12 protein-coding genes are annotated in these 13,745 nt (G+C 38.6%); 11 read left to right on the top strand and 1 reads right to left on the bottom strand.

The features are described from left to right. Positions 1-12 precede the first annotated feature (12 nt). Together EAX61_RS00890 and EAX61_RS00885 are read left to right on the top strand one after the other, a co-directional pair. Positions 13-1,527, top strand: a complete 1,515-nt coding sequence (locus EAX61_RS00890; protein ID WP_121915766.1) for an OmpP1/FadL family transporter — start codon at positions 13-15, stop codon at positions 1,525-1,527. An 82-nt stretch (positions 1,528-1,609) separates the two neighbouring features. Then, the gene (locus EAX61_RS00885; protein ID WP_121915765.1) at positions 1,610-2,152 is read left to right on the top strand and encodes an NADPH-dependent FMN reductase; all 543 of its coding nucleotides are present in this window, start codon (positions 1,610-1,612) and stop codon (positions 2,150-2,152) included. A 1-nt stretch (position 2,153) separates the two neighbouring features. Here the strand turns inward: EAX61_RS00885 and EAX61_RS00880 are convergent, their stop codons facing one another. After that, on the bottom strand, positions 2,154-3,824 hold the full coding sequence (locus EAX61_RS00880) for an alpha-amylase family glycosyl hydrolase (RefSeq protein WP_121915764.1): 1,671 nt from the start codon (positions 3,822-3,824) through the stop codon (positions 2,154-2,156). 104 nt (positions 3,825-3,928) lie between these two features. On the opposite strand from EAX61_RS00880, the gene menA reads away from it, so the two are divergent. From menA to EAX61_RS00835, 9 genes are all read left to right on the top strand, one after another. Then, positions 3,929-4,852, top strand: coding sequence for a 1,4-dihydroxy-2-naphthoate octaprenyltransferase (menA, locus tag EAX61_RS00875; RefSeq protein WP_121915763.1), 924 nt, complete (start codon positions 3,929-3,931; stop codon positions 4,850-4,852). 123 nt (positions 4,853-4,975) lie between these two features. After that, on the top strand, positions 4,976-6,976 hold the full coding sequence (locus EAX61_RS00870; RefSeq protein ID WP_121915762.1) for a proprotein convertase P-domain-containing protein: 2,001 nt from the start codon (positions 4,976-4,978) through the stop codon (positions 6,974-6,976). A gap of 127 nt (positions 6,977-7,103) precedes the next feature. After that, on the top strand, positions 7,104-7,784 hold the full coding sequence (locus EAX61_RS00865; protein ID WP_121915761.1) for a metal-dependent hydrolase: 681 nt from the start codon (positions 7,104-7,106) through the stop codon (positions 7,782-7,784). 33 nt (positions 7,785-7,817) lie between these two features. Next, positions 7,818-8,858, top strand: coding sequence for an o-succinylbenzoate synthase (locus tag EAX61_RS00860; RefSeq protein ID WP_121915760.1), 1,041 nt, complete (start codon positions 7,818-7,820; stop codon positions 8,856-8,858). Positions 8,859-8,966: 108 nt separating this feature from the next. Then, positions 8,967-9,788, top strand: coding sequence for a CPBP family intramembrane glutamic endopeptidase (locus EAX61_RS00855; protein ID WP_161555146.1), 822 nt, complete (start codon positions 8,967-8,969; stop codon positions 9,786-9,788). A gap of 57 nt (positions 9,789-9,845) precedes the next feature. After that, positions 9,846-10,937, top strand: a complete 1,092-nt coding sequence (locus tag EAX61_RS00850) for an AMP-binding protein (RefSeq protein ID WP_121915758.1) — start codon at positions 9,846-9,848, stop codon at positions 10,935-10,937. Positions 10,938-11,112: 175 nt separating this feature from the next. Beyond that, positions 11,113-11,745, top strand: coding sequence for a vWA domain-containing protein (locus tag EAX61_RS00845; protein ID WP_121915757.1), 633 nt, complete (start codon positions 11,113-11,115; stop codon positions 11,743-11,745). Positions 11,746-11,849: 104 nt separating this feature from the next. Further along, the gene (locus EAX61_RS00840) at positions 11,850-12,323 is read left to right on the top strand and encodes a hypothetical protein (RefSeq protein ID WP_121915756.1); all 474 of its coding nucleotides are present in this window, start codon (positions 11,850-11,852) and stop codon (positions 12,321-12,323) included. Between the two features lie 79 nt (positions 12,324-12,402). Then, the gene (locus tag EAX61_RS00835; RefSeq protein WP_121915755.1) at positions 12,403-13,716 is read left to right on the top strand and encodes a M24 family metallopeptidase; all 1,314 of its coding nucleotides are present in this window, start codon (positions 12,403-12,405) and stop codon (positions 13,714-13,716) included. Positions 13,717-13,745: the final 29 nt, after the last annotated feature.

Below are 13,745 nucleotides of genomic sequence, written 5' to 3'. Positions count from 1 at the left end.
TTCAATCATATTATGAAAAAGATATTCTTAATTATTGCAACTATTGCGGTTGCACAACTAAGCTATGCGCAGTCTATACAAGATGCATTACGATATAGCCAAACAAACACCACGGGAACGGCTAGATATCGGGCGCTCGGCGGAGCCTTTGGCGCTCTGGGAGGAGATATGAGTGCAATTTCTATAAACCCTGCAAGTAGTGCCGTTTTTACTAAAAGTGCTTTTACCTTTTCCTTAGCAAATGATAATGTTACTAATGAGGTAGGTTACAATGGTGATTTTCGCGAAAGCGATGATAGTAGTATCTCATTTAATCAAATCGGCGGTGTTTTTGTCTTCGAAGGGAATGGGAACTCAAAATGGAAAAAATTTACTATTGGACTAAATTATGACCGCACCCAGAATTTTGATGATCAATTTGCAGCGTTTGGGACAAGTGGACAAACTATAGGAGATTATTTTTTAAATTTTGCGCAGGGCGTACCTTTAGACTTACTGGAGCTACGTGACAATGAGACCACGGCAGATCTGTACCAATTCTTAGGTGAAAATCAAGGTTTCGGTGCACAGCAGGCTTTTCTAGGTTTTCAATCTTTCTTAATAGATCCTGTAGATTTTGATAATCCTGATGGAACAGCTTATATATCTAATGTAGGAGGTAATTCTTTTACACAGGACTATCTTTCAAGTAGTGTGGGTTACAATGGAAAAGCAGCCTTTAACATAGGTGCTCAGTATGGGGATAATGTATACTTTGGCCTCAATTTAAATTCGCATTTTTTTGATTTCGAACAATCTAATAGTTTAGTAGAGACTAATGCTAATGCTGAAGGTATTACGGCTATTCGATTTGATAATAACCTAAGAACATTCGGAAGTGGTTTCTCTTTTCAACTAGGAACTATTGCTCGAGTAGGGAATGACATAAGACTCGGGTTTACCTATGATTCTCCTACGTGGTTTACCATTTCTGAAGAAGGAAGCCAGCGATTAATCACAGACCGTATCGAAGATGATCAGATGATCACTCAAGATATCGATCCTCGTGTCCTTAATATTTATCAAGATTATGAAATTTCAACTCCAGGGAAATACACCGGAAGTGTAGCTTATTTATTTGGACAGCAGGGGCTCATAAGCTTTGATTATTCTTACACGGATTATTCTCAGCTTTCTTTTAGGCCTAAGGGCGACCCGTTTTTTGCTGTTCAGAATGCAGCTATAGATAATGAGTTAAGGGGTGCAGGAACTTATAAGTTAGGTGGGGAGTACCGCTATGAAGACTGGAGTTTTAGAGGTGGCTACAGGTTTATTGAAAGCCCGTATGAGAATGAATTTACCATAGGAGCACTTACTGGATATTCATTAGGTTTAGGATATAATTTTGGGAATGTAAAGTTAGACCTTGCATACGATAGCACAGAACAAGATCTTAATCAGTCCTTATATTCTACTGGGCTTACTAATGCTCCTTCTAATAATAGAACAAACAGAGCAGTAATTGCTACACTTACATTTAATTTGTAGTAATATTTTACATATAAGATTATATAGAGCAGCCTCGTGCTGCTTTTTTTATGCTTAATTTGTAACTGTAAACAATAGTTGTATGAAAAGGGTTCTTGCATTTGCGGGTAGTAATAGTAGTAGTTCTATAAATGTACAGCTCGCTAACTATGTGCTCAACCATTGCTCTGGAGCAGACAAAAAGATGCTCTTGCTCACAGATTATAATCTGCCGATGTACAATATAGATATAGAGCAATCTAGCGGAATTCCCATAGATATAAACCTCCTTAAGGCAGAAATATCAAGGGCAGATGGTGTGATAATAGCCGTAAACGAACATAATGGCATGGTGTCTGCGTTTTTCAAGAATATCATAGACTGGCTATCGCGGGCAGACCGTAATTTTCTTGAGGACAAAAAGGTCTTGCTTATAAGTACATCTCCAGGTGCACGTGGTGGGTCTAGTGCACTTGAATACACCGAGAAAACCTTGCCTCGTTTTGGTGCAAATGTGGTGGAGCGTTTTAGCTTTCCTTCGTTTCAGCAACATTTTAATGTCGATGCTCAGGAGATTACTGATCCGCTTTTACAGATGGGTATTCAAGAAGTTATTGCTTCGTTTTTAAATGAGCTAGAGGGTTAAATTATTCTTCTAAGAGCACAATATTATAGGGCGAGTCTACCGTTACTTTGCCGTCAGTAATAGCTACTTCTTGCCCTGAATAAGTGTCTGTGAGGGTTTCCGCTTTCGCGAAAGCGTCACCTACATAAATCTCCTTCTTTCCAGGTGGTAAATCTAGACCAACAATCACAACGTCTTTAAAATCATTATTCTCAAAAGTTCTAGAAAAGATATATGGAGCTTGACTTAACATTTTGTGCTTTCCGGCGCCTATTGCGGGATGTGACCCTCTAAAGTACCCCAGTTTTTGCCAATGATTTAATATTTTTTTAGTCTCTTGTTCTGATTGCTGTTCCCAATTCATAAAACTTCTTAGGGTAGCGTCGCCTTGAGTACCTTCAATCGTGAGGTCACGTGCGCTTTCATCCCCGTAATAAATTTGTGATAGTCCTGGTGTGAGGAGCAGCTTGGTTGCTGTTTCTAGTGGTTTTGTGCGGTCTTTGTCAAAAGGTTGTCCGTCATCGTGAGAAGTAGCATAATTCATAATGCTTTTTCCTTTATGTGAGATGTGCTGAATGCTATCGTACTTAGAAAACAAGGTCTCATAGTCTTGTAGCGCGTCGTATTTAAATTCAAAATTTATAAGATTGTCAAAACCGTGTGCAAAGTAATCTACTTTCTTGTCACCTAAGTTAAAATCACGACCATTGCTTGCCATATAATTATAGACTTCTCCAAGCATAAAAAATGGTGTGTCATCCATCGTTTTTTCAGGATTTTCTTTTTTAAACGTACTAAAGGCTATTTCTGCTTGCTCACGCAGTACATCCCAAGCTCCTTCCTCTACGTGCTTTGTAGTATCTACTCTAAAGGCATCTATTCCAAGTTCTCTCACGTAATCGGTAAGCCACTTTATAATATAATTACGGGGTGTTTTTTTAAGATTGTTACTTGTGAAGTAGTTTTCTAGTTCTTCTATTTCTTGCTGGTAGCGGCCTTCTTTTTTCCACTTAGCGATGAGGTGTTCTGGGAGTTGAACTTCTTCTTCGCTTTCGGTGAGGATATCTGGGAGGTTTTCTACTAGACTACATTTAATTGTGTTTTCATAAGTTGTAAAAGCACAATTAGGGTCTTCTCTTGCCCAGTCTGATCCCCAGAACGGATCTTGTTCTGTAACCGGCCCTGTATGATTGAGAACGACATCCATCACAATACGAATGTTATTCTTGTGAGCGGAAGTTACAACCTCTTGTAAATCTTCCATCGTGCCAAAATTTGGGTCTAGTGCGGTCCAGTCCTTAGTCCAGTATCCGTGGAATCCGTATGTAAGCCCCGTACCTTCATCTACACCACCGTGTATTTGCTCTACGACGGGTGTAAACCAGATGGCATTAACGCCTAAATCTGTAAAATATCCCTCATTTATTTTTTGAGTGATTCCTTTAAGATCACCACCCATAAAACCTCTTAAGACTGCTGTTTCTTTTGTACGGTCAAAGTTGGTATCGTTTGAGCTGTCTCCATTACTGAAACGATCTGTCATCAGGAAATATACATTTGCTCCTTCCCAGACAAACGGGGTTTTTACTTCTGTTTCTGCAAGTTCAGAATTGTTCTTCGGAGAGTTATCAGACTTGCAACCTACAAACGTAATTGCTAATAATAAGATGGAGAGGGGTAAGAAGGTTTTCATAAATGCTAAGTTTTGTTGTTACGAAGCTAGTAAATTGAATTGAGAACTCTTGTGTTTTCGCTTTAAGCGAAAGAAAATGTATTTTTGATGCACAATTTACTTCTATGCCATCCATTTCCTCTTGGTTACTTGCTGCTCGCTTACGCACTTTGCCGCTATCTATATCTGGTATTCTCGTAGGTTCGGGTTTAGCCCAGATGGAAGGACTTTTTAAATGGGAAATTTTTGTGCTTGCCCTGCTCTCAACCCTGGGATTCCAGGTCTTATCAAACTTTGCAAATGATTATGGCGACGGAGTAAAAGGGACAGATAATGAACATCGTGTTGGTCCGGCAAGAGCTATGCAGAGTGGCCTACTGACTACATCAGATCTTATAAGAGGAATGATAGTGATTACCGTACTCACGATGATGGCTGTTATTGCATTAATCTATACCGCATTTGGTGCAGATGATTTAATGTTGTCTTTACTTTTTCTCTTCTTGGGCATTACTGCAATTATTGCCGCGGTAAAATATACGGTGGGTAAAAGTGCTTATGGTTATCGGGGATTGGGTGATTTTTTCGTTTTTATTTTTTTTGGCTTAGTGGCTGTTATGGGTAGTTATTTTCTGTTCACGAGGCAACTAGATATTGTAAAAGTTTTACCAGCTGCCACCATTGGTTTACTTGCAACCGCAGTGTTACATCTTAATAACATGAGAGATCGGGTAGAAGATGAGAAAGTTGGAAAGAAAACACTTGCGGTTTTGATGGGAAAAAGTGGGTCTAAAAGGTACCATATAGTTGTTATTATGGTTGCTTTTGTTGCTTGGAATGTATTTCTTTTTGTTTCAAAAGTACCTGAAGTATATTTCTTAACGATCCTGCCTTTTTTAGTTTTAGGTATCCACATTCGTAAGGTGATTCTGGTTGAGCAACCTAAGGCTTACGACCCTGAATTAAAGAAAGTGGCTTTAGTGACTTTTACTATAGCTTCTGTCTTCTTTGTCTTATGTCTCATTTTGCCTCAACTCGTAATAGGTTAGGTTTGAGTCGCTAACCTTTTAGCGTTCTATAAGTGCATTTTATCGAATTGTTAAGTTTATATTAAAATGGCTTAACAATTATTCTTATTTTTCCTACTGGATAATAATTTAAACTAAAATTTTATGAAAAAAATTACTTTGATGCTAACAGCAGCATTATTCTGCCTTATGGGTGGTATGAATGCTCAAACCACGTTTACGGGTGCGGGCACACCTACGCCTATTCCAGCAACGGGGACTGGGACGGCTACTTGTTCTACAGCTACAACATCTGATGCTACCTCGACACTCACAGGAACAATAGGCACAGATTGGGGTATTGATAACGTCACAATTGATTTAACGCACACTTGGGATTCAGATTTAGATATAAGTTTAGTTTCTCCTGATGGAACTTCATTAGACTTATCGTCTGATAATGGAGGTACTGGTGACAATTACACGAATACTGTTTTTCAAGATGGTGGTGATGATATAACTGATGCAAGTGCTCCTTTTACAGGTACATTTGCTCCAGAAGGAGGAACCTTTGCAGAGACCTTTGCAGGTGAGAATGCTGGAGGTATATGGCAACTTTCTGTTTGTGACGATACAGGTGGAGATACGGGAACGCTACTCTCTTATGAGATTACTTTTATAGAGTGTGTAGTAGATTTACAATGTCAAGATGCAACCGCTAATCTAGATGAGAATGGAATGTTGGAAGGACCTTTTGAAGATCTTGTTCAGAATGCAGAGGTGAGATTTGAAAGTAATGGGACTACTACCGCGGCTGTAGCTTCTGGAGACACACCATTAGCAATTCCAGATTCAAATCCTGCTGGTGCAACTGCTACAGTAGATGTTTCTGGTATTGGAGGGTCTATAGGTACAGAATATTTACCTGTAGTGACTATTGATATTACTCACACTTGGGATAGTGATTTAACATTAACCTTAATATCTCCTGACGGTTCTGAAGTAGAATTAGCCGATGGTCTGGGTGGTTCTGGGGATAATTATTCTACTACCGTATTTCAAGACGGAAATGCGAGTATAACTACTGGAGCACCGCCATTTAATGGATCATTTAGCGCCCAAGAAGGAGATTTTGCGACCATTCTTGCTGGAGCTGATGTTGACGGAACTTGGTCATTATTTGTAACGGATGATACAGGAGGCGACACAGGAACAATTAATAATTTTTCTATTGCCTTTGAGGAACTACAGAAAAATGTCTATGCTCCTAGTACTTGTGGGGATGCTCTGGTTACATTTAGTCCTAATTCCTTTGACTGTATGACAACGGGAGACAACACAGTCACAATAACGGCAGGTGGAGAAACTTGTACAGCTGTACTTACAGTACTTGCTGGTGTCCAATTTGACGGTCCTAGTGACTTGTTTATAGGTACTGGTGATACTGTAGAATGTAGTAGAGTTATTAACTATGACTTGACTGGTGAGGTTGTAGGTTGTGATGGAGAAGCCACTTTAGTACTTACAGAAGGTTTTGAAAGTGGAGAAGAATTCCCGGTAGGAACTACAACTGTATCTTACGAAGCTCAAGCTATGGACGGAACCGTTTTAGATACTTATACCTTTGACGTGACAGTTACAGATACAGCTTTCCCAGCTATAGATTGTCCAGGTGACTTTGCAGTATCTCCAGATGACGGAGCGGCGGTTTATACAATTCCAGATTGGAGTGCACTAGCTTCTGATAACTGTTCTTCTGGTGATGAACTCGAGTTTGTTCAAGTACCAGCTGCAGGAGAAACTGTAGCAGATGGAAGTATGACAGACGTAACATTTACAGCCACAGATGCTGCTGGAAACGTTACAGAATGCTCATTTGTTCTTACTGTAGATGAAACGTTAAGCACAAACGATTTTGCACTTGATAGCGCAATCTCTGTTTATCCTAATCCGGTTGCAAGTCAGTTTACACTTCGCAATGGATCTAATGCTCAATTACAAACAATCACAATGTCTGATGTAAACGGACGTGTGATCGAAGTAATAGCACTTAGCGATATGGCTACAGAGAAGCAAATTAATATTTCTGGTTATGCAAGCGGAATTTATTTTGCACAAATAACCACTGGAAATGCAACTACTGTAAAACGTATTGTAAAGCAATAGGAATTATAAGTAAATCATTATTAAGAAAGCCCCGTGACTTTGGTCACGGGGCTTTTGTATTAAAAAAGTCTTAATGCACTCTCTTGTTCTTAGGACTAACCGTAATTTTAACTTAAAACCTATTATAATGAAACTAACTTTTTTTGGTCAAAATGCCTTTCATATTGCTATTGGGGATATAAACATTATTGTAGATCCTTTCATTTCTGGAAATGATCTTTCTAAAGATAAAGTAGATATAAATGACCTCAAAGCAGATTTTATACTACTCACGCACGCGCATCAAGACCACGTTCTAGATGCAGCTGCTATTGCAAAAAACACAGGAGCTACCATCGTAAGCAATTATGAAATAACAAAATATTATGAGACAAAGGGCTTCCAGACACACCCTATGAACCACGGTGGGAAGTGGAAATTTCCCTTTGGCGAGGTAAAATACGTAAATGCGATTCATACCAGTTCTTTTGAAGATGGTACCTACGGAGGACAACCTGGTGGGTTTATAATAAAAACTTCAGAAAAGACGATATATATTGCTGGTGATACTGCTCTAACGATGGATATGAAACTTATCCCAATGTCCTACAAGCTTGATCTAGCAATACTTCCCATAGGTGATAATTTTACAATGGGAGTAGATGATGCAGTTATAGCTTCCGATTTTATCGATTGCGATCGTATTGTTGGTTGCCACTATGATACCTTTGGCTATATAAAAATAGATAAGGATAAGGCGGTAACAACTTTTTCGGAGAAAGGAAAGGAACTTATCTTACTGGATATTAATGAAGTATTGGAGGTGTAGATATACGCTTTCGCGAAAGCGTAAAAATCAAAAATGACAGCTACTTACCAAAAGTATATCTTAGAATTTAAACGCCCCAGCGGCACATCTCGTGGAATATTAAAAACTAAGGAAACTTGGTTTATTAACATAGAAAGTGAGGGAAAGTGCGGAATAGGAGAGTGTGGGATTTTAAGAGGACTGAGCTACGATGACCGTCCTGATTATGAAGAGAAACTAAAGTGGACCTGCAAAAACATTGCCTTAGGAATGTATAAATTGTGGGAGCAGCTTGCAGAATTTCCAAGTATCCAGGCAGGAGTAGAGATGGCCTTTATGTCCCTTGAAGCTGCACATCCTTTTGAGCTTTTTCCTTCAGCATTTACTCGTGGCCAAGAGGCAATTGACATAAATGGTTTGATCTGGATGGGCGATGAAGCGTTTATGAAGGATCAAATAGACGAGAAACTAGAGAGTGGCTTTAATTGCATTAAGATGAAAATAGGAGCCATTGATCTGGATAATGAGCTAAAATTACTTTCTTTTATCAGGAAGCATTGTTCTCCAGAACAAATGACATTGCGGGTAGATGCAAATGGAGCTTTTACCCCAAAAGAAGCACCGTTTGTTTTAAAAGAACTATCTGAGCTCAATATACACTCTATAGAGCAGCCTATAAAAGCTGGGCAAAATGATGCGATGCGTTTACTATGTAAAACGACGCCTGTACCTATTGCACTAGATGAGGAACTTATAGGAATTACAACGAGACAAGAAAAGAAAGAATTACTAGAAACTGTAAACCCACAATTTATTATCTTAAAGCCTAGTTTTGTAGGTGGTTTCCGTGGTAGTCAGGAATGGATTGATATAGCAAATACACTCGGGATAGGCTGGTGGATAACCTCTGCCCTAGAGAGTAATGTAGGGCTTAGCGCTATAGCTCAATGGACGTATATCATTGGAGCAAAAGGGCATCAAGGTCTAGGTACAGGAAGCCTTTACACAAATAACATCCCTTCTCCTTTGATGGTCAAAGAGGGAAAAATTTCATACAATCCCAACTTGTCTTGGGATTTAAATAACATCAAATAAATGTTTATAGAACAGGCATATAAGGGTATAAATGAATGGTGGAGAGTTGTCATAGTCACATTATTCGGTACTGGATTATTTATATTGAACCTTATAATGTTTCTGACTATGGACTTAGATGTCCAGGCAGAAATGGATGCAATGATGGAGTTGTTCAAAAGTAAAAATCTACTTCTCGCTTTCAATCTTGCGCCGTTTGCGGCCATATTATTTTTGCTATTTTTACTCGTTTGGGCGCTACATCAAAGAAGTATTCTGAGTTTGACAACTGCACGAGAAAAAGTCGATTTTAAGAGGATCTTATTCTCTTTTATGATGGTTTTTATATACACAATAGTAACTTTTGTAGTTGCTTATTATGCCAGTCCAGATGATTATGTCTGGCAATTTGATGCTTCAAAATTCTCAATTCTTGTTCTTATTGGGTTGATTTTATTTCCATTTCAAATTGGACTCGAAGAATGGCTATTCAGAGGCTATTTGATGCAACAAATTGGAATTGCAGTACGTAATAAATGGATGCCTCTATTAATCACATCGATAATGTTTGGTGTCTTTCATTCAGCCAATCCAGAAGTAGCAGAGATTGGACCAATTATAATGGTCTTCTACATAGGAACGGGATTACTTTTAGGAATAATGACTCTTATGGATGACGGACTTGAACTTGCGTTGGGTTTCCACTTTGGGAATAATCTTCTTGCCGCGACTTTACTAACGTTTGAATATTCTGCACTCCAAACTGATGCTTTATTCAAATCTGTAGCTCCTACGGGAGCGGGGGTTGAATTGATATTACCAGTTCTTATAGTTTATCCAATATTTCTCTTAGTCCTAGCCAAAAAATACAAATGGACAAACTGGAGAGAAAAACTCACAGGAAAAGTAATGCCTCCTGTACCAGTCACGAGTAAGACAGAAGAAATTTAAAGCAACGATAATACGCTCTTAACTCAAAGTTTACGTGTTGTTTATACTTTCACAAATATGGTAGAGTTTCAAGATCGATATGCGCGGGTACACCCAAAATTTAAACTCAATGGAGAAAAATTTTCTATTGAAAAATTAAAAGCGCAAGCCTACGAATTTATTAAAGAAGGTGAGCCTTATGAAGAAGCCGTGGGTAATTTTTTATTAGACTGGCTTAACGATAAAAGATATATAACGGTACATACTTCTGGATCTACAGGTTCTCCTAAGGCAATAAAAATCCTCAAGATGCATATGGTTAATAGTGCAAAAGCAACTGCAAAGCATTTTGACCTACCAGAAAAGACAACAGCCTTACTCTGTCTTCCTGCTCATTTTATTGCCGGTAAAATGATGTTGGTACGTGCGCTCACACAGGGCTGGCATATCGATATGGCTCAACCTAAATCTAATCCTCTGGATAATGTTTATAGACGTTATGATTTTTGTGCGATGACACCTTTTCAGTTAGATAACTCATTAGGAAGAATGCACCTCCTTAAAAAACTCATCGTAGGCGGTGGCGCTATAGCACCATCCTTAGTAAGCCGCCTGCAAAGTCTTTCTACAAAGATTTATGAAACTTATGGAATGACCGAAACTGTCACTCATATTGCCGCTAGGCGCATAAACCCTAAGAAATCTACGCAAGATATTATTCCTTTTAAAACCTTGCCTAAGGTTACCATTTCTGTAGATAATCGTAATTGCCTCGTTATAAAAGCACCTGCTGTCAGTACCGACCCTGTGATTACTAACGATATCGTAAAACTGGAGACCTTTAAAAAATTTATCTGGTTGGGACGTATTGATAACGTGATTAATAGTGGTGGTGTAAAGTTGCATCCAGAACAGATAGAAGCAAAGCTTGCAACGATGATTGACAGTTCCTATTTTGTCGCTGGAGTTCCCGATGATGCATTAGGAGAGAAGCTGGTGTTATTTGTAGAACAGGAGGAGGAGTTTGCTTTCGCAAAAGCGGATTTGGACCTTACTCATTTTGAACCCTATGAGTTTCCGAAGGTCATAATCACGCTTCCTAGATTTGAACGCACAGATAATGGAAAGTTACAACGAGGCCAAACGGTGAGAAAAGCTTTGGAGCATTGATGATTAGATTTATAAAACTGTAAACAGCGGTCCTTTTTCTTAGAAGCTGGAGTCTTTGCTGGCACATCTAACTTTCAAACCCCTGTTCCCTCAATGATATCGAGCATTCCCTAATCTTGCATTGTAATACCTTATTGCCATTAGTAGTTTTAGATAAACTTTAAAAACATAGGCAATGAAAAATCTATTAAAATTATGCGCAATTGTATTATTAACCTTGCAAGCAAGCGCACAAACAGAACAGGAAATTAAATCTACAATGATTACGATTGAAGGACTCATAACTCACGCGGCAACAAATTATCCTACTCAAGAAAAACAAAAGCTTTTTCTTTTGATAGAAGCTAGTGAAAATGGAATATATACTGATGCGCGTTTTTACCTTGAGCAGGGTTTGAGTTTGTTACTCAAAAGATTAAAGCCAGACGATCTAATTGCCTTAGGCACTTATGGTAGCCGCAACGAAGTATTATTACCATACACCAAAATAAAAAATGAAAAAAAAATTATGGAGATGGTTCAAGTATTGTCACAACCTATAAGAAATACTGAGGTAAAAGATGGAATTGATCAAGCATTTAACCTGGCTCAAACCCAATATGAGCCAGGAGCATTAAATTCTGTAATAATGATGCGCAATGATAATATAGAGAGTATGGTAACGAGTAAATCAAAGAGTAGTCTCCAGGGTAATGCCGAGAGCAATGATAAAACAGGTCGAGTGTCTAATAATCCAAAGATTGGAGGAGCCATAGCTCTTACTGCATTAAGTATATTACCAGAAATCCTGACGATTATAAAAAATTAGTATTTGAAACTTTTTATTTTTTTATTAAAGGCTATTTTAGGCACCGTTGTTGATAACTGATCCATAGATTAATAAATGATATATTTGCAAAAATTTTTAAAAGTATGAGATTTTATAAAATTGTTCTTTTATCTGTAATTGCCATTTTTGGGGCGCAGTCACTTGTAGCACAAATAGGTGGTTCCCAAAGGTCGCAGCAACGTGGTTATGGTGTTGGTCAAGGAAGTAACATTTCTTATGAAGCAGAAAAGCCAGATGCAGGGGAACGGGCTCAAGAAAATGCAAATCTTTATGCAGAAGAGCTGGGCATAGATGCTTTTAAAAAAGAGGTGCTCAAAAATTACCTTAAAGATTATTACATCCAGAAATTTGACGTTACCTATAGTACCACTTTAGAATCTATAGAAAAGAGGAAGCTGCTAGATGCGGCTAAAGTTAAGTTTGAAAAACAAATGGCTCCAGTATTTTCGGAAGAAAACGTTAGTCAGATTCTGGCATTTGAAGACATAGGCGCAGAGAAAATTAAGAAAGAGAAAAAGAAGCGCAAAAAGAAAAACAAAAAGAAACGTAAGGGATAATATCCCACTTGATTAAAAAGACTGCCCCACGGCAGTCTTTTTTTTGTTACTTTAAGACCTTATATAAAACCCTATTGATATGTTTAAGATCTTTTCTTTTGTAATAATGTTTATCGCGTGCTCCCTAAGTGCGCAGGTGCTTCCAGAAAGGGAAAGAGCACAAGTTATAGATGATATTCTTGAGGAACGTTTTAATTCACTTTTACCCGAGTTAATGGATAGGGCAGGTATAGATATGTGGTTACTCATCTCTCGTGAGTATAATGAAGACCCAGTGCTCAAGACTATGCTTCCTTCAACCTGGTTAAATGCGAGGCGCAGGACTATTCTAGTTTTTTATCGTAATCAGAAGGATGATACCATCGAGAAGCTTGCAATAGCCCGATACAACGTTGGAAAGAATATCAACTCTGCCTGGGACAAGGAAAAAGAGCCAAACCAATGGAAGGCTTTGGTAGACATTATAAAGGCACGCAATCCAAAAAAAATCGGAATGAACTACTCTGACGATTATGGACTTGCAGATGGTGTTGTAAAAACAGATTATGAAGAATTTATAGCTGCTACGCCAACAGAAATTCACAATAAGATTGTGAGTGCTCAGGAACTTGCGGTAGGATGGTTAGAAACAAGAACCGCTAGAGAAATGGACTACTATGAGCAGCTTGTGTCGATCACACATAATATCATTGCAGAAGCATTTAGTAGTAAAACCATTACTCCTGGAACTACAACTACAGATGACGTGGTGTGGTTCTTACGGCAGAAAGTAACAGACCTTGGACTAGAGACTTGGTTTCACCCTACGGTAGATATACAGCGCACAGACGAGCAGCTCGAGAGTCATATCGTCTCCTTTTCTAATAGGCCAGAGGGTAAGGTGATCCAGAAAGGTGATTTATTGCATTGTGATTTTGGGATCACTTATCTTAGGCTAAATACAGATTGCCAGCAGCACGCTTATGTTTTAAATGATAATGAAACTGAAGCTCCAGATTTTCTGGTTAACGCTTTTGCAAAAGGAAACCGTGTGCAAGACATTCTTACCACAAACTTTAAGACTGGAGATTCTGGCAATACGATTCTGCTCAACGCTCTAAAACAGGGCAAAGCCGAAGGTTTACGTCCTTCTATCTATACACATCCACTCGGGTTATATGGTCACGCTGCAGGCCCGACGATTGGAATGTGGGATTCTCAAGGAGGTGTGCCTGGTAGCGGGGATTACCCTCTTTATGAAAACACAGTCTACGCCATAGAACTCAACACTACTGTAACAATTCCAGAATGGGAAAAGGATATTAGGATAATGTTAGAAGAAGCTGGATTTTGGGGTAAAGATGGATTTAGATATGTAGATGGGCGACAAGAGGAACTCATTTTAATTAATTAAAACCATAGCGCAACTATCTGATTTATAAT

This window comes from Dokdonia sinensis (assembly GCF_003688895.1).
Taxonomy (GTDB): Bacteria; Bacteroidota; Bacteroidia; order Flavobacteriales; family Flavobacteriaceae; genus Dokdonia; species Dokdonia sinensis.
The sequence above is the reverse complement of the archived record's forward strand: the minus strand, read 5'-3'. Positions and strand labels throughout refer to the sequence as shown.

Coding starts and splice junctions, on each gene's coding strand:
- EAX61_RS00890 (WP_121915766.1), top strand. CDS start 13: ATGAAAAAGATATTCTTAATTATTGCAACTATTGCGGTTGCACAACTA.
- EAX61_RS00885 (WP_121915765.1), top strand. CDS start 1,610: ATGAAAAGGGTTCTTGCATTTGCGGGTAGTAATAGTAGTAGTTCTATA.
- EAX61_RS00880 (WP_121915764.1), bottom strand. CDS start 3,824: ATGAAAACCTTCTTACCCCTCTCCATCTTATTATTAGCAATTACGTTT.
- menA (WP_121915763.1), top strand. CDS start 3,929: ATGCCATCCATTTCCTCTTGGTTACTTGCTGCTCGCTTACGCACTTTG.
- EAX61_RS00870 (WP_121915762.1), top strand. CDS start 4,976: ATGAAAAAAATTACTTTGATGCTAACAGCAGCATTATTCTGCCTTATG.
- EAX61_RS00865 (WP_121915761.1), top strand. CDS start 7,104: ATGAAACTAACTTTTTTTGGTCAAAATGCCTTTCATATTGCTATTGGG.
- EAX61_RS00860 (WP_121915760.1), top strand. CDS start 7,818: ATGACAGCTACTTACCAAAAGTATATCTTAGAATTTAAACGCCCCAGC.
- EAX61_RS00855 (WP_161555146.1), top strand. CDS start 8,967: ATGGACTTAGATGTCCAGGCAGAAATGGATGCAATGATGGAGTTGTTC.
- EAX61_RS00850 (WP_121915758.1), top strand. CDS start 9,846: ATGGTAGAGTTTCAAGATCGATATGCGCGGGTACACCCAAAATTTAAA.
- EAX61_RS00845 (WP_121915757.1), top strand. CDS start 11,113: ATGAAAAATCTATTAAAATTATGCGCAATTGTATTATTAACCTTGCAA.
- EAX61_RS00840 (WP_121915756.1), top strand. CDS start 11,850: ATGAGATTTTATAAAATTGTTCTTTTATCTGTAATTGCCATTTTTGGG.
- EAX61_RS00835 (WP_121915755.1), top strand. CDS start 12,403: ATGTTTAAGATCTTTTCTTTTGTAATAATGTTTATCGCGTGCTCCCTA.